This is a genomic window from Methylobacterium phyllostachyos, from assembly GCF_900103445.1.
Taxonomy (GTDB): Bacteria; Pseudomonadota; Alphaproteobacteria; order Rhizobiales; family Beijerinckiaceae; genus Methylobacterium; species Methylobacterium phyllostachyos.
On the sequence record NZ_FNHS01000006.1, the window covers coordinates 239,659 to 258,886 of the forward strand.

General features: G+C 68.2%; 17 protein-coding genes. 14 read left to right on the forward strand and 3 right to left on the reverse strand.

The window, feature by feature from the left end; all coding sequences use genetic code 11:
* Positions 1-5 precede the first annotated feature (5 nt).
* The 14 genes from BLQ49_RS11785 to BLQ49_RS11850 all read left to right on the forward strand — a co-directional run bounded on the left by BLQ49_RS11785 (position 6) and on the right by BLQ49_RS11850 (position 13,640).
* Positions 6-1,136, forward strand: coding sequence for a methyltransferase (locus BLQ49_RS11785; RefSeq protein ID WP_091716023.1), 1,131 nt, complete (start codon positions 6-8; stop codon positions 1,134-1,136).
* 93 nt (positions 1,137-1,229) lie between these two features.
* Positions 1,230-2,168 (forward strand): chlorophyll synthesis pathway protein BchC, encoded by a 939-nt coding sequence (gene bchC, locus BLQ49_RS11790; RefSeq protein WP_091716025.1) that lies wholly within the window; start codon positions 1,230-1,232, stop codon positions 2,166-2,168.
* Complete coding sequence (locus tag BLQ49_RS11795) at positions 2,165-3,169, forward strand: chlorophyllide a reductase iron protein subunit X (RefSeq protein ID WP_091716027.1); 1,005 nt, start codon at positions 2,165-2,167, stop codon at positions 3,167-3,169. Before bchC ends, BLQ49_RS11795 begins: the two co-directional genes overlap by 4 nt.
* Positions 3,170-3,174: 5 nt before the next feature.
* Complete coding sequence (bchY, locus tag BLQ49_RS11800) at positions 3,175-4,704, forward strand: chlorophyllide a reductase subunit Y (RefSeq protein WP_091716028.1); 1,530 nt, start codon at positions 3,175-3,177, stop codon at positions 4,702-4,704.
* Positions 4,704-6,170: a chlorophyllide a reductase subunit Z gene (gene bchZ / locus BLQ49_RS11805; protein WP_091716030.1), complete on the forward strand. Its 1,467-nt coding sequence runs from the start codon at positions 4,704-4,706 to the stop codon at positions 6,168-6,170. Before bchY ends, bchZ begins: the two co-directional genes overlap by 1 nt.
* A gap of 35 nt (positions 6,171-6,205) precedes the next feature.
* Positions 6,206-6,427, forward strand: coding sequence for a hypothetical protein (locus BLQ49_RS11810; RefSeq protein WP_208859043.1), 222 nt, complete (start codon positions 6,206-6,208; stop codon positions 6,425-6,427).
* Between the two features lie 125 nt (positions 6,428-6,552).
* Entirely contained in the window at positions 6,553-6,789 is a 237-nt protein-coding gene (gene pufB / locus BLQ49_RS11815) for a light-harvesting antenna LH1, beta subunit (RefSeq protein WP_091716031.1), read from the forward strand.
* 10 nt (positions 6,790-6,799) lie between these two features.
* Positions 6,800-6,991: a light-harvesting antenna LH1, alpha subunit gene (gene pufA, locus BLQ49_RS11820; protein ID WP_012319766.1), complete on the forward strand. Its 192-nt coding sequence runs from the start codon at positions 6,800-6,802 to the stop codon at positions 6,989-6,991.
* An 81-nt stretch (positions 6,992-7,072) separates the two neighbouring features.
* On the forward strand, positions 7,073-7,897 hold the full coding sequence (gene pufL, locus BLQ49_RS11825) for a photosynthetic reaction center subunit L (RefSeq protein WP_091716033.1): 825 nt from the start codon (positions 7,073-7,075) through the stop codon (positions 7,895-7,897).
* A gap of 80 nt (positions 7,898-7,977) precedes the next feature.
* A complete protein-coding gene (gene pufM / locus BLQ49_RS11830; protein WP_091716035.1) occupies positions 7,978-8,958 on the forward strand; it encodes a photosynthetic reaction center subunit M in 981 nt (326 codons plus the stop codon).
* 10 nt (positions 8,959-8,968) lie between these two features.
* Entirely contained in the window at positions 8,969-10,081 is a 1,113-nt protein-coding gene (gene pufC / locus BLQ49_RS11835; protein ID WP_091716036.1) for a photosynthetic reaction center cytochrome PufC, read from the forward strand.
* 107 nt (positions 10,082-10,188) lie between these two features.
* Entirely contained in the window at positions 10,189-10,332 is a 144-nt protein-coding gene (locus BLQ49_RS11840; RefSeq protein ID WP_091716038.1) for a DUF3096 domain-containing protein, read from the forward strand.
* A 165-nt stretch (positions 10,333-10,497) separates the two neighbouring features.
* Positions 10,498-13,188, forward strand: coding sequence for a pyruvate, phosphate dikinase (gene ppdK, locus BLQ49_RS11845; RefSeq protein WP_091716207.1), 2,691 nt, complete (start codon positions 10,498-10,500; stop codon positions 13,186-13,188).
* A gap of 197 nt (positions 13,189-13,385) precedes the next feature.
* Entirely contained in the window at positions 13,386-13,640 is a 255-nt protein-coding gene (locus BLQ49_RS11850; RefSeq protein WP_208859044.1) for a hypothetical protein, read from the forward strand.
* A gap of 48 nt (positions 13,641-13,688) precedes the next feature.
* Here the strand turns inward: BLQ49_RS11850 and BLQ49_RS11855 are convergent, their stop codons facing one another.
* The 3 genes from BLQ49_RS11855 to BLQ49_RS11865 all read right to left on the reverse strand — a co-directional run bounded on the left by BLQ49_RS11855 (position 13,689) and on the right by BLQ49_RS11865 (position 19,037).
* Positions 13,689-15,221, reverse strand: coding sequence for a peptidoglycan L,D-endopeptidase MepK (locus BLQ49_RS11855; RefSeq protein ID WP_091716040.1), 1,533 nt, complete (start codon positions 15,219-15,221; stop codon positions 13,689-13,691).
* A 110-nt stretch (positions 15,222-15,331) separates the two neighbouring features.
* Positions 15,332-17,308, reverse strand: a complete 1,977-nt coding sequence (locus tag BLQ49_RS11860) for a L,D-transpeptidase family protein (RefSeq protein WP_091716042.1) — start codon at positions 17,306-17,308, stop codon at positions 15,332-15,334.
* 244 nt (positions 17,309-17,552) lie between these two features.
* A complete protein-coding gene (locus tag BLQ49_RS11865; protein ID WP_091716044.1) occupies positions 17,553-19,037 on the reverse strand; it encodes a sigma-54-dependent transcriptional regulator in 1,485 nt (494 codons plus the stop codon).
* Positions 19,038-19,228 lie beyond the last annotated feature (191 nt).

Genomic DNA, 19,228 nt, shown 5'->3' on the forward strand with positions numbered 1-19,228 from the left:
CCGATATGGGTCCGCCGGCCCCGCCCGCCTGGAGCGAGCGGTGGCTCGCATGGCGCAACCGCCTCGTGGCGAACCCACGATTCCAGCGCTGGGCGGCGGGGTTTCCGCTGACCCGCGGCATCGCGCGCCGCAACACGCGCGCCCTGTTCGATCTCTGCGCCGGTTTCGTCTACGCGCAGGTTCTGACCGCCTGCATCCGGCTCGATCTCTTCGCGATCCTGGCCGACGGCCCGATGCCCACGGACGTGCTGGCGCGCCGGCTCGATCTGCCGCCCGACAACGCCCGGCGCCTGCTCCGCGCTGCCGAATCGCTGCGACTGGTGCGGGCGCTCAAGGGCGATCGCTACGGGCTCGCGGATCTCGGTGCCGCGCTCATCGGCAATCCCGGGATCGCCGGGATGGTGGAGCACCACGCGCTACTCTACGCCGATCTCGTCGACCCGGTGCGCCTCCTTCGGGGTCAGGCGCAGCCGACCCGGCTCTCGGGCTACTGGCCTTACGCGTCCGGCACTACAGCGGAACCCGAGGCCTATGCCCGCTACAGCGCCCTGATGGGCGCCTCGCAGGCCATGATCGCCGAGGATGTTCTCGATGCCTGTGATCTGTCGGGCGTCCGGCACCTGATGGATGTGGGCGGCGGCGAGGGTATGTTCCTCGAAGCGGTCGCCGCTCGCCACGCGCAGCTCGACCTGACCCTCTTCGATCTGCCCGCCGTTGCAGAGCGCGCGACGGCGCGGCTGTCGCGCCTGGGATTCGGCGATCGAGTCACCTGTCGCGGCGGTGACTTCCATGCCGGCCTGCCATCGGGTGCCGACGCCATCTCGCTCGTACGGATCGTCCACGATCACGACGATCGCCCGGCCCAGGCGCTCCTAGCAGCCGCATACGCGGTGCTTCCCCCCAATGGACTCCTGATCCTGGCCGAGCCGATGGCCGGGACGCCGGGGGCCGAGCCGGTCGGCGACGCCTATTTCGGCCTCTACCTGCTGGCGATGGGCTCCGGCCGGCCGCGCCGGAGCGCGGAACTCCGCACCATGCTGCAGGCGGCAGGATTTTCCTCCGTCCAGGAACAGCCGACGCGCCGCCCGTTGCTCGTGCGTGTGCTGATCGCCCAGAAAACAGGAGTCACACAGTAAGTGTGACTTGACGCTTCAATCTGTCTATCTAGGATGACACTCAGCGACATCGCCTGTGCGAGAGTCGCGTGAAGCAGGGCGGAAATTCCAACCATGGATGCGCTTGCCGTCATCCTCGAACGCCCGGAGCACCTGTCGGTCCAGCGGCTGCCGCTGGAGCCTGCCAACGGGACAGACGCGGTGGTCGCCGTCGCCTGGAGCGGTATCAGCACTGGGACCGAGCGCCTGCTCTGGTCGGGCCGCATGCCGCCCTTTCCCGGGATGGGCTACCCGCTGGTGCCGGGCTACGAATCCGTCGGCACGGTCGTTGAGGCCGACGCCGCACGCGCGGTCCGGGTCGGCCAGATGGTCTACGTGCCCGGCGCGCGCTGCTTCGGTGCGGTGCGCGGCCTGTTCGGCGGAGCCGCCTCCCATCTCGTTGCACCCGCCGCCAAGCTTCTGCCGGTGGACCCCGCGCTGGGCGAGACTGCCTGCCTCCTCGCACTCGCGGCGACCGCCTACCGGGCGCTCGGCGGGATCCAGCCCGGCGCGACGCCGCTGATCGTCGGCCACGGCGTGCTCGGACGGCTGCTTGCCCGCCTTACGCTGGCGGCCGGCGCGGCACCGACCGTCTGGGAACGGGATCCAATCCGTCTCGCGGGCGAGCATGGCTACTCGCTCCTCGCCCCGGAGGACGATCCACGCCGCGAATACGCGGTGATCACCGATGTCAGCGGCGACGCCTCCGGGCTCGACGCGCTGATCGCCCGTCTGGCCCCCGGCGGCGAGATCGTGCTGGCGGGCTTCTACGAGGCGCCGCTGAGCTTCGCCTTCCCCCCGGCCTTCATGCGCGAGGCCCGGATCCGGATCTCGGCCGAGTTTCGCCCGGACGACCTCGCGGCCGTGACGCGCCTGATCGACGTCGGTCGCCTCTCGCTCGACGGGCTGATCACCCACCGCGCACCCGCCGCTGAGGCCGAGGCGGCCTACCGCACCGCCTTCTCGGACCCCGCCTGCCTGAAGATGATCCTCGACTGGAGGGACGCCGCGTGAACGTTCAGCTCAACAAGGCCGCCCTTAGCCAAGCGACCCAGCTCCGCGCCGAGGCCGCGATCGAGCCCGATGCCGTATCTACTGCACCGGCCAAGAAGGAAACGCAGATCATCGCGATCTACGGCAAGGGCGGCATCGGCAAGTCGTTCACCCTGGCCAATCTCAGCTACATGATGGCCCAGCAGGGCAAGAAGGTCCTGCTGATCGGCTGCGACCCGAAGAGTGACACCACCTCGCTGCTGTTCGGCGGCAAGGCCTGCCCGACCATCATCGAGACCTCGACCAAGAAGAAGCTCGCCGGTGAGGCGGTCGCGATCGGCGATGTCTGCTTCAAGCGCGACGGCGTCTACGCGATGGAACTCGGCGGCCCCGAGGTCGGGCGCGGCTGCGGCGGCCGCGGGATCATCCACGGCTTCGAGCTTCTCGAGAAACTCGGCTTCCACGACTGGGGTTTTGACTTCGTCCTGCTCGACTTCCTGGGCGACGTGGTCTGCGGCGGCTTCGGCCTGCCGATCGCCCGGGACATGTGCCAGAAGGTCATCGTCGTCGGCTCGAACGACCTGCAATCGCTCTACGTCGCCAACAACGTCTGCTCGGCGGTGGAGTATTTCCGCAAGCTCGGCGGCAATGTCGGCGTCGGCGGCCTCGTGATCAACAAGGATGACGGCACCGGCGAGGCGCAGGCCTTTGCGGAGGCCGCCGGCGTCCCGGTCCTGGCCTCGATTCCGGCCGACGAGGATATCCGCCGCAAGAGCGCGAATTACGAGATCATCGGCAAGCCGGACGGACGCTGGGGCGACCTCTTCTCTGAACTTGCCGCCAACGTCGCCGAGGCTGCGCCGCATCGCCCGACTCCGCTCACGCAGGACGGGCTGCTCGGCCTGTTCTCAAGCGAGACCACCGGCCGCGACGTCGTGCTGGTCCCGGCAACTCACGAGGACATGTGCGGCGTGGCCCACGTGACCAAGCCGTCCCTCGAAGTCGTCTACGACGAGGTCTGACGCGCATGGCCGTCTCCCTCGACATCGCCGATCTGCGGGCCCGCAAGGCGCCGGCCACCGTCGACCTCGCCGCCGCGCAGAGCGACGGTCTGGGCTGCCACGCCGGCAAGGACGCGATGGTGGCGGCCGCGGAAGCCGCCGGCATGTCGGAGACCCTGGCGCAGCTGCGAGAGGATTATCCGCAGGGGCCGCACGACCAGCCGCAGAGCATGTGTCCGGCCTTCGGCTCGCTGCGCGTCGGCCTGCGGATGCGGCGCACCGCCACGATCCTCTCGGGCTCGGCCTGCTGCGTCTACGGGCTGACCTTCACGTCGCATTTCTACGGCGCCAAGCGCAGCGTCGGCTACGTGCCGTTTAATTCGGAGACCTTGGTCACCGGCAAGCTGTTCGAGGATATCCGCGAGGCGGTCCACGCCACCGCGAAGCCGGAAGATTACGACGCCGTCGTCGTGATCAACCTCTGCGTCCCGACCGCCTCCGGTGTGCCGCTGCGGCTGCTGCCGAAAGAGATCGATGGCGTCCGGGTGATCGGCATCGACGTGCCTGGCTTCGGCGTCCCGACCCATGCCGAGGCCAAGGATGTGCTGGCCGGCGCCATGCTGAAGGTCGCCCGCGCAGAGGCCGAGCAGGGCCCGGTGGCGGCACCCCGCGGCGGCCGCTCGGAGCGTCCGAGCGTGGCGCTTCTCGGCGAGGTCTTTCCGGCCGACCCGGTGGTGATCGGCGCGCTCCTGGAGCCGCTGGGGCTCGCCGCCGGACCGGTGGTGCCGACCCGCGAGTGGCGCGAACTCTACGCCGCCCTGGACTGCGCCGCCGTGGCGGCGATCCACCCGTTCTATACGGCCTCGATCCGTGAGTTCGAGGCGGCCGGCCGTCCGATCGTCGGCTCGGCGCCGGTGGGCGTCGACGGCACCGCCGACTGGCTCGACCGGATCGGCGAGGCCTGCGGCGTGCCCCGCGCCACCGTCGAGGCGGCCAAGAACCGGATCCTGCCCGGCATCCGTGGCGCGCTCGGCGCGATGCCGATCAAGGGCCGGATCACGCTCTCGGGCTACGAGGGCTCGGAATTGCTGGTGGCACGCCTCCTCGTCGAGAGCGGCGCCGAGGTGCCGTATGTCGGCACCGCCTGCCCGCGTACGCCCTGGTCGGAGGCTGACCGCGACTGGCTGGAGGCCCGTGGCACGCAGGTGCAATACCGGGCCTCCCTGGAAGACGACCTCTACGCCTTCGAGTCGCTGAAGCCCGACCTCGCCATCGGCACGACGCCGGTGGTGCAGCGCGCCAAGGAGCGCGGCACCCCGGCGCTCTACTTTACCAACCTGATCTCGGCGCGTCCGCTGATGGGCGCGGCCGGCGCCGGGTCGCTCGCCACGGTGATCAACGCTGCGCTGGGCAACAAGGCGCGGTTCGACGCGATGCGCGACTTCTTCGAGGGCGTCGGCACCGGCCACGCCGCGGGCGTCTGGCAGGAAGTTCCGCAGAAGCGGCAGGGACCGAAGATCGAAGGCCCCAAGAAGCCGATCGGGGAGATGGCCTGATGCTCATCTTCGATCACGACAGGGCCGGCGGATACTGGGGCGCGGTCTACGTCTTCACGGCGATCAAGGGCCTGCAGGTCGTCATCGACGGCCCCGTGGGCTGCGAGAACCTGCCGGTCACCTCGGTGCTGCACTACACCGACGCTCTGCCGCCACACGAATTGCCGATCGTCGTCACGGGCTTGGCCGAGGAGGAACTCGGCCGGCACGGCACCGAAGGCGCCATGAAGCGCACCCACGCCACCCTCGATCCGGGGCAGCCCAGCGTCGTGGTGACCGGTTCCATCGCCGAGATGATCGGCGGCGGCGTGACCCCCGAGGGCACCGGCCTCCAGCGCTTCCTGCCGCGCACCATCGACGAGGATCAGTGGCAGGCGGCCGACCGGGCCATGCGCTGGCTCTGGCAGGAATACGGGGCGAAAAAATTCGCCAAGAAGGGCATCCCGGCCCGGCCTGAGAAGAAGCCCGGCGAGAAGCCGCGGGTGAACCTGATCGGCCCGGCCTACGGCACCTTCAACATGCCCTCCGACCTCGCCGAGATCCGTCGGCTGGTGGAAGGGATCGGCGCCGAGGTGAACCTGACCTTCCCGCTCGGCGCGCACCTCGCCGACGTGCCGAAGCTCGTCAACGCCAACGCCAATATCTGCCTCTACCGGGAATTCGGCCGGCTCCTCTGCGAAGATCTGGAGCGGCCCTATCTGCAGGCGCCGATCGGGATTCTCTCGACCACCAAGTTTCTGCGCTCGCTCGGCGCAATCCTCGGCCTCGACCCGGAGCCGTTCATCGAGCGGGAGCGCCACACCACGATCAAGCCGGTCTGGGATCTCTGGCGCTCGGTGACGCAGGATTTCTTCGGGACCGCGAGCTTCGGCATCGTCGCGACCGAAACCTATGCCCGCGGCGTGCGCCACTTCCTCGAAGACGAGATGGGCCTGCCCTGCCATTTCACCTTCGGGCGCTCGGCCGGCCTCAAGCCCGACAACGCGGCCGTGCGGGCGGCCATCGCCGCGAAGCCACCGCTAGTGCTGTTCGGCTCGTTCAACGAGCGGATGTACCTCGCCGAATGCGGCGCCCGGGCGACCTACGTGCCGGCCTCGTTCCCCGGCGCGATCATCCGACGGCACACCGGCACGCCGTTCATGGGCTACGCGGGCGCGACCTACCTCGTCCAGGAGGTTTGCAACGCCCTGTTCGACACCCTCTTCCACATCCTGCCGCTCGCCCGCGACATGGACAAGGTCGAGGCGACCCCGGCGCGGCGCCACGCCGAGCTACCCTGGGACGAGGCTGCGCGTCAGGCGCTCGACGCCCTGGTCGAGGCGCAGCCGGTCCTCGCGCGCATCTCCGCCGCCAAACGCCTGCGCGACGCCGCTGAGCGCGCCGCCCGCGACACCGAATCCGACGCCGTGGCGCCCGCCCATGTGGCGCGCGCTCGGGCCGACTTCGCCGGGGGGATCCCCGCGTGACCCTGCCTTTCCCAATCCCCAGAGGAGACCTGACGATGCGCACGATGGTCCCGACCGCACGCCAGCACCAGGAAGAGATCCAGTTCCGCCTGATCCTGGCAGCTACCTACCCGTTCTTCCTCGCCGCCGCGACGCTGAACCGGTTCCGGCCCGCCCGCGAGGTCGCCCGCGCGGGGCTGGCGCCGACGCGCCGGTCCGTCTTCGGCGAGGCCCGCGCCATGGCGGTTCAGGCAATTCCCTTCGCCTTCATGGGCTGAATGCCCTGATCGAGATGCTTCCGTCCGGTGACGCGGGGGAAGTCGAGCCGGGGGCGCCGCGAGGTCCCACGGCTGAACCCGTCGCGCTTCGCCAGGAGCGCGGCCAACACACGGAGGTCTGAACGATGGCGAGTGGACCCGTCACACAAGAAAGACCGAGCAGCCTGTCCGGGCTGACGGAACCGGAAGCCAAGGAGTTCCACGCGATCTTCCTGACGAGCTTCCTCATCTTCACGGCGATCGCCGTGGTCGCCCACATCCTCGTCTGGCTGTGGCGCCCGTGGCTCCCTGGACCGCAGGGCTACGCCTCCCTCGAGGGCGTCCGCGATGCGGCCCACGCCCTCGTCACGATGATCGGCTGAGGAGGCTCGAATGCACAAGGTTTGGTTGCTGTTCGATCCGCGGCGCACGCTGGTGGCCCTGTTCACCTTCCTCTTCATCCTGGCGCTGCTGATCCACTTCATCCTGCTCTCGACCGACCGGTTCAACTGGCTGGACGGCCCAAGGAACAACAAGGCGGCCGAGAACACCATCACGCTCGCCCTGCCGCAGATGCCGGCCTGATCACCGGCCCGGACCGCGGCGCGCGAGGGCCGCGGTCACCTCTTCCCTCCCGTTCTCCGGCCTGACTGAGGAGCAGCCGCCATGGCGATGCTGAGCTTCGAGCGTAAATACAGGGTCCGCGGCGGCACTCTGCTCGGCGGCGACCTGTTCGACTTCTGGGTCGGGCCGTTCTTCGTCGGCTTCTTCGGCGTCGTCGGGATGTTCTTCACGGTGCTGGGCACCGCGCTCGTCATCTATGGCGCGGCGATCGGGCCGACCTGGAACGTCTGGCAGATCAATATCGCGCCGCCGGACATCAGCTACGGGCTGAGGCTCGCGCCTCTGAAGGAGGGCGGTCTCTGGCAGATCATCACCATGTGCGCGCTCGGCTCGTTCGTCTCGTGGATGTTGCGCGAGGTCGAGATCTGCCGGAAGCTCGGCATCGGCTACCATGTGCCCGCGGCGTTCGGCATGGCGATCTTCGCCTACTTCACGCTGGAGGTGATCCGACCGTTCCTGATGGGCGCCTGGGGCTACGGCTTCCCGTACGGCATCCTCAGCCACCTCGATTGGGTGTCCAACACCGGATACCAGTATCTCCACTTCCACTATAATCCGGCGCATATGCTCGCCGTGACGTTCTTCTTCACGACCACGCTCGCGCTGGCGATGCACGGCGGCCTGATTCTCTCGGCGACCAATCCGCGGAAGGGCCAGACCGTGAAGACGCCCGAGCACGAGGACACGTTCTTCCGCGACACGATCGGCTACTCGATCGGCACGCTGGGCGTGCATCGCCTCGGCCTGTTCCTGGCCCTGTCGGCGGGGTTCTGGAGCGCGGTCTGCATCGTGATCAGCGGGCCGTTCTGGACGCAGGGCTGGCCGCAATGGTGGGGCTGGTGGCTGAACCTCCCGGTCTGGCGATGACCGGCGGAACGCCGCCACGACAACAGCAGTAACGCGGACCGCCGCCGCCACATGCGCGGCACTCCGGGGGAGGGCAGGCCATGGCCTATTACCAGAACATCTTCACGCAAGTTCAGGTGCGCCCGCTGAAGCCCGAGCACGGCGTGCCGGTGGCGGTCGACGACCGGGTCGGCAAGCCGTTCAACAGCTACCTGTTCGGGCTCATCGGCAACAGCCAGGTCGGCCCGATCTACATCGGCTACATCGCGGCTCTGTCGATCATCTGCGGGCTGATCGCCTTCGAGATCATCGGCCTCAACATGTGGGCCTCGGTGAACTGGGATCCCGTCCAGTTCGTGCGGCAATTGCCCTGGCTCGCGCTGGAACCGCCGCTGCCCAAGTACGGTCTCCGCGTGCTGCCGCCGCTCAACGAGGGCGGCTGGTGGCTGATCGCCGGCTTCTTCCTCACCGCGTCGATCCTGCTCTGGTGGGTCCATCTCTACCGGCGGGCGAAGGCCCTCGGTCTCGGCACCCATGTGCCGTGGGCCTTCGCGTCGGCGATCTGGCTCTACCTCGTCCTCGGCTTCATCCGGCCGCTGCTGATGGGCTCGTGGTCGGAGGCCGTGCCTTTCGGGATCTTCCCGCACCTCGATTGGACCGCGGCGTTCTCGCTCCGATACGGCAACCTGTTCTACAACCCGTTCCACATGCTCTCGATCACGTTCCTCTACGGATCGACGCTGCTGTTCGCGATGCACGGGGGCACGATCCTGGCCTGCTCGCGCTACGGCGCCGAGCGCGAGATCGATCAGATCGTCGACCGCGGCACCGCCACAGAGCGCGCCGCCCTGTTCTGGCGCTGGACCATGGGCTTCAACGCCACGATGGAGTCGATCCATCGCTGGGCGTGGTGGTTCGCGGTGCTGACCACGCTCACCGGCGGCATTGGCATCCTGCTCACCGGCACCGTGGTCGACAACTGGTACCTCTGGGCCGTCAAGCACCACGTCGCCCCCAATTATCCGCAGGTCTACGGCCCGATCGTGGATCCCGCCCATCTCGCACCCGGCCCGAGGCCGTGAGGAGGCCGTCATGAAGACAGTTCTGGCGGTCGTCGGCGGTGCGCTGGCGCTGTTCCTCACCATCGCGATGTTCGGCGGTGCGGGCTGGACCCATCCGCCGATGGCGGTCAAGCAGACCGGCTTCCGCGGTACCGCGATGGATCTGATTCGGACCCGGGCCGGCAACGAGGCGCTGGCCGAGGCCAACCGGGCGCCGGCCCCGGCCGATCCCGCCGAACCGGGCGGCGAGAAGGCTTCGGCCGTCTACGAGAACGTGCAGGTGCTGGGCGATCTCTCGGCCGAGCAGTTCAACCGGATCATGGTGTCGATCACCGAATGGGTGGCACCGCAGCAGGGCTGCACCTACTGCCACAGCACCGAGAACATGGCCTCCGACGAGCTTTACCAGAAGCGCGTCGCCCGCCGCATGTTCCAGATGACCCAGTACATCAACTCGTCCTGGAAGGAGAACCACGTCCACGAGGCGGGCGTGACCTGCTACACCTGTCACCGGGGCAATCCGGTGCCCGCAAATATCTGGTTCGACCATCCGATCCAGGGCGCCGGGCGGTTCATCCCGCGCAACAACAGCCAGAACCTCGCCTCGCCACAAGTCGGCAACACCTCGCTGCCCTACGACGTCTACCAGGCCTTCTATCAGCACAAGGAGACATCGGAGGACGCGATCCGGGTCAACGCCACCACGGCGCTGCCGGAATCCAAGGGCAAGCCGATCCAGGACGCCGAGAAGACCTTCGGCCTCATGATCAGCATGTCGCAGTCGCTCGGCGTGAACTGCACCTTCTGCCACAACACCCGCTCGGTGGCGCAGTGGGATACGAGCACGCCCAATCGCGTCCATGCCTGGTACGGCATCCGCATGGTCCGGGACCTCAACCAGGACTACATGACGCCGCTCACCTCGACCTTCCCGCGCAACCGGCTCGGTGCGCTTGGGGACGCGCCGAAGATCTATTGCGCGACTTGCCACAACGGCGCCAACAAGCCGCTGAACGGCGCGAAGGTGATCGAGCCCTATCCCGAGCTGGCACATCCGACGATCGCGGTGAACCTGCCGAACGGCGAGGCCAAGGATCCGATCCCCGGGACGCAGACGCCACCACCCGTCCCGACGAAGCCTTGATCTGAGCAGCGGCGGAGCCACCAGCTCCGCCGCCTGCAAGCCACAGGGAACCTCCATCGGGTAGAGGCGTCGATAGCGACGGTTAAGCTCTGCCTGAGGAGGCGCCCGTGACGATCACTATCTCCAACCTCCAGCCGCTGATCGCGATCCTGGCCGGGATCCTGATCCTGGTGATGCCGCGGCTCCTCAACTACATCGTGGCGATCTACCTGATCGTCATCGGCGTAATCGGTCTCGGAATCATACACTGAGCTGCGGCGCACCCGGGCGGGGGCGCCACGCCTGACAGACCGGCAACGCCGTCAGCCGCGTGCGCACAACGCCATCATGCGTTCATCTTGCGTTGCGCTGCGGGATGGTCCAACCCCGCCCATCAGCTCGGCCAAAGCCGAGCATCAGAGATGGACGGGATCGACATGGCGACCGGCAGCGCGAAGTGGGTCTATGCCTTCGGCGACGGCAAGGCGGAGGGCAAGTCGCAGATGCGCGACCTGCTCGGCGGCAAGGGCGCCAACCTCGCCGAGATGTCCAACCTCGGCCTGCCGGTCCCCCCCGGCTTCACCATCACCACCGAAGTCTGCACCTACTATTACGATCACGGCAAGGCCTTCCCGCCGGAACTGAGGGATCAGGTCGCCGCCGCGCTCGCACAGGTCGGCGCGCTGACGGGCCGCAAATTCGGCGACAGCACCAACCCGCTCCTCGTCTCGGTTCGCTCGGGCGCCCGCGCCTCGATGCCCGGCATGATGGATACGGTGCTGAATCTCGGCCTCAACGACGAGACCGTGCTGGCGCTGGCCAAGGAGGCCGACGACGAGCGCTTCGCCTACGATTCGTACCGCCGCTTCATCACCATGTACTCGAACGTGGTCTTGGGCGTGGAGCACCACGCGTTTGAGGAGGCACTGGAGCAGTACAAGGAAGGCAAGGGCTACGATCTCGACACCGAACTCGGAGCCGCGGACTGGAAGACCTTGATCCAGACCTACAAGAAAATCGTACGCGAGGAGCACGGCTCGGACTTCCCGCAGGGGGCCGACGATCAGCTCTGGGGCGCGATCGGCGCGGTGTTCGATTCGTGGATGATTCCGCGCGCCAAGAAATATCGTGAGCTGAACAACATCCCGGAGAGCTGGGGCACGGCCGTCAACGTCCAGGCGATGGTGTTCGGCAACATGGGTGACACCTCGGCCACCGGCGTCGCCTTCACCCGCAACCCGTCGACCGGCGAGAAGGCGCTCTACGGCGAGTTCCTGATCAACGCGCAGGGTGAGGACGTGGTGGCGGGTATCCGCACCCCGCAGAACATCACCGAGAAGGCCCGAATCGAGGCCGAGAGCGACAAGCCTTCCATGGAGAAGGCCATGCCCGAGAGCTTCGCGGAGCTGACCCGGATCTACGGGATCCTGGAGTCGCATTACCGCGACATGCAGGACATGGAATTCACCATCGAGAAGGGCAAGCTCTGGATGCTCCAGACCCGCAACGGCAAGCGCACGGCCAAGGCCGCCCTGCGCATCGCCGTTGATCTGGCGGGGGAGGGGCTCATCTCCCGCGAGGAGGCCATCGGCCGCGTCGAGCCGGGCGCGCTCGACCAGCTCCTGCATCCGACCATCGACCCGAAGGCCGACCGCAAGGTCATCGCCTCCGGCCTGCCGGCCTCTCCGGGCGCTGCCACGGGCGAGATCGTGTTCAACTCCGAGGACGCGGAGGCCCATCGCAAGGCCGAGCGCAAGTGCATCCTCGTGCGCATCGAGACCTCGCCCGAGGACATCCACGGCATGCACGCCGCCGAGGGCATCCTGACCACCCGCGGCGGCATGACCAGCCACGCGGCTGTGGTGGCCCGCGGCATGGGCAAGCCCTGCGTTTCGGGCGTGGGGTCGATCCGAATCGACTACAAGGCGCAGACCCTGACGGTCGGCGGCGTCACGCTGAAGGCCGGCGACAAGATCACGATCGATGGCTCGACCGGCCAAGTGATCCAGGGCGAAGTGAAGATGCTGGAGCCCGAGCTGTCGGGCGACTTCGCCACCCTGATGGAGTGGGCCGACGCGTTCCGGGGCATGAAGGTCCGGGCGAACGCCGACACGCCGACCGATGCGCGGACCGCGCGCAACTTCGGCGCCGAGGGAATCGGCCTCTGCCGCACCGAACACATGTTCTTCGAGGGCGACCGCATCATCGCGGTGCGCGAGATGATCCTGGCCGACGACGCCGAGGGTCGCCGGGCGGCGCTGGCGAAGATCCTGCCCTACCAGCGGCAGGACTTCCTGGAGCTGTTCACGATCATGTCGGGCCTGCCGGTGACGATCCGCCTGCTCGACCCGCCGCTGCACGAGTTCCTGCCGCATACCGACGCCGAGGTGGCCGAGGTCGTGAAGGCCACGGGCGTCGCTGAGGAGAAGATCCGGCACCGGATGCGTGAGCTGTCCGAGCACAACCCGATGCTCGGCTTCCGCGGCTGCCGCCTCGCCATCGCCTTCCCGGAGATCGCCGAGATGCAGGCCCGGGCGATCTTCGAGGCCGCCGTGCAGGCCGCCGCCGATACCGGCAGCCCGGTCACACCCGAAGTGATGGTGCCGCTGGTCTTCACCCGCGCCGAGTTCGACATCGTGAAGGCCAGCATCGACGCCATGGCGAAGGCCGTGTCGGAGGAGAAGGGCGCGACCCTGGACTATCAGGTCGGCACCATGATCGAGCTGCCGCGGGCGGCCCTCAAGGCCGGTGAGATCGCAGAGACCGCCGAATTCTTCTCCTTCGGCACCAACGACCTGACGCAGACCGCGCTCGGCATCTCCCGCGACGACGCCGCGACCTTCCTGGGGCCCTATACCCAGAAGGGGATCCTACCGGCCGACCCGTTCATCACCATCGACCAGGAGGGTGTGGGCGAGCTCGTGCGCATCGGCGTCGAGCGGGGCCGCAAGACGCGGCCGAATATCAAGCTCGGCATCTGCGGCGAGCACGGCGGCGATCCGGCGTCGGTCGGGTTCTGCCAGGAGGTGGGGCTCGATTACGTGTCCTGCTCGCCCTACCGCGTACCGATCGCGCGCCTTGCCGCAGCCCAGGCGTCGCTGGGCAAGGTGTCGGGCAAGGAAGGCTGAGGGCACCTCACGCCGGGAGGGCGCTCGGCAGCGCCCTCCCATCGGAGCTTAACCACCACCTCGACTTGTCGTTGAAAAACATCGCAACACGGCTGAACTCGACTCCGGACGGCACGTTGACCTGTTGAGCCGACGGGTCGTGCGTGCCTAAGTCCGATCCCCGGCGGGTCCAATTCAACCCGTCAGCATCACCGGCCATGATACAGCCTGATCCCGTGCCGCTCTGCCTCAGCCAGACGCCAGCCGCTGTGGTCGCGCCGCGCGTTGCATTGCGCGCCTATCTGGCACTGGTCGCTGCATGCGGCGGCCTGTTAACCGGCGGCATGCTCATGATGTCCGTTGTATCGAACAGCGGTGCCGAGGCCGAGCGCATCGCCTTAACGCAGGATGACAGCTATGCGGCCACGCTGGTCGCGGCTTTGAGCGTCGATTTCGCGAAGCCGCTGCGCTGACGAAGCGCTTTCCTAGAGGCCGACACTTCACTTGCCGCGAGGGTCGTCTCAGCGTCCGCCCGTTGGCCGTTCCGCGGATCGTGTGAACCGAGCCGCCGTGAGGTCGTCACCCGGGCTGCGGGTGCTGAACCGCGTCGTTGTGCGCTCCGGAGCCGCGGCGACAACGGCATCGGGGGCCGCGTCGCGAAGCCGGGTGGCGGCGATTCGAACCGGAACACTTCGGCCCGCCGGCGCCGCTACGGGGCCGGCAGAGACTGCCTCGAACAGGGCTCGCAATTGCACTTTGGAATCCGCATCCGGAGCAATCAGCGCCCGGATCCGCGTTTGCGCGTTTGGACTGGCCGGGGCACGGATCTCCGCCGCAGCGGGAAGGTTGGCCATGCCTCCGCTTAACGCTGCGAATTGGACCGGGCGCGGTGGCGGCAGCGGCATGGTCAGGGCCGCCATGACGGCGGCAAGATCGGAAGGTCGCCGCGGCGGCAGCGGTGCGATGACGGCAGCGATGGCCGCCTCGGCCGTCGGCACCGGGCCTGGGGCTGTGAGCAGTGCCTTCGCGTCCGCGGCCTTGCCGGCGGGCGCCTTCGCCAACTCGCGTTGGACGAGGGAGCCCCGCAGGGCATCGTCTGCCGCCGGGGCGGCGTAGGCGAGGGCGGTACGCGTCCCGATCGAATCCTGCGGGTCGGCGCTCGCCACAGCGACGACGGGCACCCGGCGGTTCTTCGACGCCACGGGTTCCGGCGACGGCGCGGGAGCCGGCTCGGATTTGCCGCCGCCGAACAGACTCGCCAGGAAGCCGAAAAGGCCTGGCCCGTCCTCCTCCTCGCCACCGGCCATCTGGGTGGTGATACCGGCCACCGTCCCACCGCGGGCCAGGATCTCGGCCTTGGCCTCTTCGTAGCGCGGGAACGGCCGATTGTCGCTCGGCAGGAGGACGGTCTTGCCGTCCGGGAAGAGGCGGGCGAGCTGGTCGTGGGTCATGCGCGGCCACATCCGGACCGAGCCGACATCGAGGTGGATGAAGGGCGTCCCCGCATGCGGGTACCAGCCGACACCACCGCGCTGCATCCGGAGCCCGACCTCGCGGATCCGGTCGATCGGCACGTCCGGCAGGTAGAAGTCCATCGCCTTGCCGAGCATGTGTTGGCTGTATTCAGCGACCATCTTCGAGCGGCGGCGCAGCATCGCGTTGGTGCCGGGCGAGCGGTACGCCGAGACGATGTGGATCGCCTGTCCCGAGCCGACCTGCCGATAGGCTTCCCACACCGTGTCGAACAGGCGCGGATCCATCTTGGTCGGCTCGTTGATGCGCCAGTCGCGCAGGAGCCAGTTCAGTTGGTCGAGGGCCGCGCGGTCGTAGCGTCCGTCGCGCTTGAACGTGATGGTCGCGCTTTCTTGCGTGTGCGTGTGGAAGATCGTCAGGGAGCGGGTGTCGCCGTTGGCGACCGCGTTCTCGGTCTCGGCCGTCCCGGCCACGAGACCGACGACGACGCCCGATACGGCGAGGGCGAGCCTCCGCAGGGTGGGACGAAGATCCAGCACGGAAATCCTGATCCTCTTCCGCTCGCCAAAGCCAATGCTCATCGGCTTGGCCGTCGACGGAAACGGCTAAGGCTGGACCATGGCGAAATCGTGCTCGGATGTGCGGCTGCGCACGCGAAAGTTGCGAACGTCGACGGCGCCCGCCCGCCGTCTTACCAGTAGCTTCGGGGCGTCGTTTGTTGCGGCGCCGGAGTCCACAGGCCGGGCTCGCCGTATTCGGGGGATTCGTCGATCCGCGCGGCGCGGCGGAGGTGCCGCCGCGGGGGTTCGGCCTCCTCGTAGCGTCCGGTCGGCCATTCGCCGGCGACGTGACGTTGCGTCGAGCGCCTTTGTGCGCTGCGGGGCTGGGTCGGCATGCTCTCGGCCTTGCGCCGAGGCGCCTCGTCCGGCAGCCGGGCGATCGCCGGGCCGCTGCCGCCCGGTAGTCCGAGGGCAGCGCGCATCGGGGCGTCGTAGCCGTAGAGATCGGGCAGGGTGCGGTAGACGCCGCTATCGTCGACATAGGCGGTGAAGTAGGCGAGGTGGACTGGCAGCTTCTCGGGCAGCCGGAGCGTGCGCTCGCCCTTGCCGATCAGCTTCTTCAAGCGCTCCGCTGACCAGTCCGGCAGCACCACGTCGGCTAGGCGGAACGGGTCGTCAACGCGCACGCAGCCGTGGCTGAAATCGCGCTTCGCGGCGGAGAACAGCGAGCGGTTGGGCGTGTCGTGCAAGTAGACCGCGTGCTGGTTCGGGAACATGAACTTGATGAAGCCCAAGGCATTGCGCTCCCCTGGGGGCTGGCGCAGCGAGATGTGGCCGCCGTGCCGGACGACCTCGTAGCCGCCCCAGGTCTTGCCGCTGTAGCCTGCGAGTTTCGGCGCCATGGTCTTCAGGATCGACGGCGGCACGTACCAGGACGGATTGACGACCGCGTATTCCATCAGCCCCGAGAAGAGCGGGGTACGCGAATCCGGCTTGCCGACGATCACCCGCGCCTCGTCGCGCAGGGTGCCGCCTCGATAGGCGCGTAGGCGGTACTCTGGCACGTTCACGAGGATGTAGTCGGGGCCAAGATCTCCGGGCAGCCAGCGCCACCGCTCCATGTTGACGATCAGCTCCGCCTCGCCGCCGGTGGGGCGGGCGGTACGCCCGGCCTCGGCGAGCGCCAGGACGGTCTGGACGTTCAGGATCCCGGTGGCGGGTAGCCCGCGACCGCGCTGGAACTTGGATACGGCGTCGGCGACCACGGAATCGTAGGTCTCCGGCTCGCCAGGGCCCTGATCGAAGGTCCCGGCCGGGCGGCTCTCCAGGCCGAAATGCGCCCTCAGCAGCGGGACACGGACATCGCGCATGCCCAAACGCAGGGCCGGCCCGGAGGGCAGGCGCAACGGCTTGACCGCCGCAGGCGCGGGCCCGCGCAACGCCGCCAGCCGGTTCTTGAGGGCAAGATAGCCAGGTGTCGCCGGGTTGTAGGCCTGTAGGACGTCGCCGGCCTTGGCACCGGCCTCGGCGAGCTTGGACAACACTTCGTTGCCCGCTGGAAGATCGAGGTGCGGGGTGATCAGACGGGAGATCGAGGCAAGGTTAACCCGCCCGCCCCGCGCGTCGCGGGCGTAGAGCACCGCTGCCGCGGACAGGCGCAGATCGGCATCCGCCACCGCCTTCTCGTCCGGCTTCTCGGCAAGGCTCGGGATCGTGTAGGCCCGGGCATCAAGCCCATCCTCCCCGGCGGCTGACAACCGAGCGGTGACCGCCTTCGCCGTCTCGGTCCAAAGCCCCTCGGCGATCCAGAGAGGCTTGCCGGCGCGGGCCTCGTAGAAGGTGCGGATCGCGTCGCGGTCCTTGGAGGTCAGACGCAGCAGGAGCGGCGCCTGGTCGGCGAGGCGCGCGATCAGGGCAGCGCCAAGGGGATCGGTCGGGGCGACGGGCGCGGTTGCCGCGGGCGCCGGCTCTGGGGCCGGCGCATCGGGCTTGTAGTCTGGCAGCGTGGCCGGTTCCGGCACAGGCACTGCCGGTTGCGTCGGGCTGGGCGTCGCCGCCGGTGTCGTGGTGCTGAGCGCAGCCGTATCGGCGCCGGTCGCGGCGGCCGAGGCCAGCGTACCGGTCAACAGGGCGGCCAGCGCCATGAGGCTTGAGCGCGGGACGCGCATCGTGAACTCCCGGAGCGTTGGCGGCAGAACCGCACGCGTGGATTGTGATTATCCGCCCAAGCGTGGCGTTGGGCAACCGCAGTATTCGCAAGTGGAAGACGTCTTATGCCGATGCGAACTTGTTTCGATGCTGCTAGATGCCGCCACGATCTCGGAATATATTGAACTCGCGTACCGGATCGGCAGCCTTCCAGGGTTTGCCGAGCCGGCACCTGCACGGTGTGGTAGCGCACCCGGCGACGGGTTAGGCGGCATCCTCCGCCTTGTCGTCGCCTTCAAGGCCGAGATCCTTGAGCTTGCGATAGAGCGTCGAGCGGCCGATCCCGAGGCGGCGCGACACCTCCGACATGCGCTGACGGTAGAACTGCAGCGCGTAGCGGATGATCTCAGCTTCCAGCACGTCCATCGGCTTCATCTCGCCGGTTTCCTCGGCGACCAGCGACAGGGTGTGCGGATCGCGCACCTCGACCCGAACGATCTCGCGGACCGGCTCCGGAGCATAGGTGGGCATCAGCGGCTGGCTGGGCGCGGCGGGGATTCGAACATCGAAGCCCTCGACCTGCGCGGCGATTTGCGGGAACTCGGCAACCGTCAATTCGTCGCCGTCAGCGAGCACCACGGCGCGGAACAGGGCATTCTCCAGCTGGCGGACATTCCCTGGCCAGGGGTAGCGGGTCAGCAGTGCCATCGCCTCCGGCGTGATTGCCCGAACCCGCTTACCCTCCTCGGCGGAGAAGCGCGCGCAGAACGACCGGACGAGGTCGGCAATATCCTCCCGGCGCGCCCGAAGCGGCGGCAGGGTCATCGGAAAGACGTTGAGGCGGTAGTACAGGTCTTCGCGGAACTTGCCCTGCTTCACGAGGTCGAGGAGCGAGCGGTTGGTCGCCGAGACGAGGCGAATATCGACCCGCACCGGGCGTTTAGCGCCGACCGGATCAACCTCGCCCTCCTGAAGCGCGCGCAGCAGCTTGACCTGCGCATCGAGGGGCAGTTCACCGATTTCGTCGAGGAACAGCGTGCCGCCCGAGGCCTCCACGAACTTGCCGGCATGCTTCTCGGTGGCGCCCGTGAACGCCCCCTTCTCGTGGCCGAACAGGGTCGATTCCACGAGGTTCTCGGGGATCGCCCCGCAATTGACGGTCACGAACGGCTTGCCGCGCCGGTCGCCCGACCCCTGGATCGCCCGCGCCAGCACCTCCTTGCCGACGCCGGATTCGCCCTCGATCAGCACCGGAATGTTGGACTTCGCCGCCCGCTCGGCGAGCCGGATGACCCGCTCCATGTCGGGGCTCTTCGAGGTCAGGTCCTTGAAGGTCAGGGCGCCGGAGGCGCGGCGGCGCATGCGGCGCACCTCCTCCTCGAGGGTATCGACCCGCAGAGCGTTCTTGATCGAGACCTGCAGCCGCTCGGCGCCCGCGGGCTTGACCACGAAGTCGACCGCGCCGGCCCGCATGGCCGAGACCACCGCGTCGATCGATCCGTTGGAGGTCTGCACGATTACCGGGGTGGCGAGCCCGCTCTTGCGCATCTCGGCCAGTACGCCGAGCCCGTCGAGCCCTGGCATCACGAGATCGAGCAGAACCACGTCCGCGCCCTCTGTCTTCAACAGAGCGAGGGCGTCCGCGCCGGTCTCCGCAACGCGGGCTTCGAATCCGAACCGACGCACCGCCGCCTCGGCGAGGCGCCGCTGAACCGGGTCGTCGTCCACGATGAGCACAGTGGTGGACATGGCGGCTCCCTGAGCGGCGCGCCGAGATCGTGTCGACACTCGGGATCGATTCCGGGCGCAGGTTTCGATTCGGCGGCTGTTTCGTTTCGAACCGCAGGGTGACCCAGAGACGTAAAGTGCCGCTTAACGACGTTTGCGCCGTGCGGTGGGAAATTGCCCGGCCCCCTCGCAAACGGGACGCGTTGAACGCG

Bases quoted from the DNA above. Each gene is read 5' to 3' on its own strand.
- BLQ49_RS11785 (WP_091716023.1), top strand. From the start codon at position 6: ATGGGTCCGCCGGCCCCGCCCGCCTGGAGCGAGCGGTGGCTCGCATGG.
- bchC (WP_091716025.1), top strand. From the start codon at position 1,230: ATGGATGCGCTTGCCGTCATCCTCGAACGCCCGGAGCACCTGTCGGTC.
- bchY (WP_091716028.1), top strand. From the start codon at position 3,175: ATGGCCGTCTCCCTCGACATCGCCGATCTGCGGGCCCGCAAGGCGCCG.
- bchZ (WP_091716030.1), top strand. From the start codon at position 4,704: ATGCTCATCTTCGATCACGACAGGGCCGGCGGATACTGGGGCGCGGTC.
- BLQ49_RS11810 (WP_208859043.1), top strand. From the start codon at position 6,206: ATGCGCACGATGGTCCCGACCGCACGCCAGCACCAGGAAGAGATCCAG.
- pufB (WP_091716031.1), top strand. From the start codon at position 6,553: ATGGCGAGTGGACCCGTCACACAAGAAAGACCGAGCAGCCTGTCCGGG.
- pufA (WP_012319766.1), top strand. From the start codon at position 6,800: ATGCACAAGGTTTGGTTGCTGTTCGATCCGCGGCGCACGCTGGTGGCC.
- pufL (WP_091716033.1), top strand. From the start codon at position 7,073: ATGGCGATGCTGAGCTTCGAGCGTAAATACAGGGTCCGCGGCGGCACT.
- pufM (WP_091716035.1), top strand. From the start codon at position 7,978: ATGGCCTATTACCAGAACATCTTCACGCAAGTTCAGGTGCGCCCGCTG.
- pufC (WP_091716036.1), top strand. From the start codon at position 8,969: ATGAAGACAGTTCTGGCGGTCGTCGGCGGTGCGCTGGCGCTGTTCCTC.
- ppdK (WP_091716207.1), top strand. From the start codon at position 10,498: ATGGCGACCGGCAGCGCGAAGTGGGTCTATGCCTTCGGCGACGGCAAG.
- BLQ49_RS11850 (WP_208859044.1), top strand. From the start codon at position 13,386: ATGATACAGCCTGATCCCGTGCCGCTCTGCCTCAGCCAGACGCCAGCC.
- BLQ49_RS11855 (WP_091716040.1), bottom strand. From the start codon at position 15,221: ATGAGCATTGGCTTTGGCGAGCGGAAGAGGATCAGGATTTCCGTGCTG.
- BLQ49_RS11860 (WP_091716042.1), bottom strand. From the start codon at position 17,308: ATGCGCGTCCCGCGCTCAAGCCTCATGGCGCTGGCCGCCCTGTTGACC.
- BLQ49_RS11865 (WP_091716044.1), bottom strand. From the start codon at position 19,037: ATGTCCACCACTGTGCTCATCGTGGACGACGACCCGGTTCAGCGGCGC.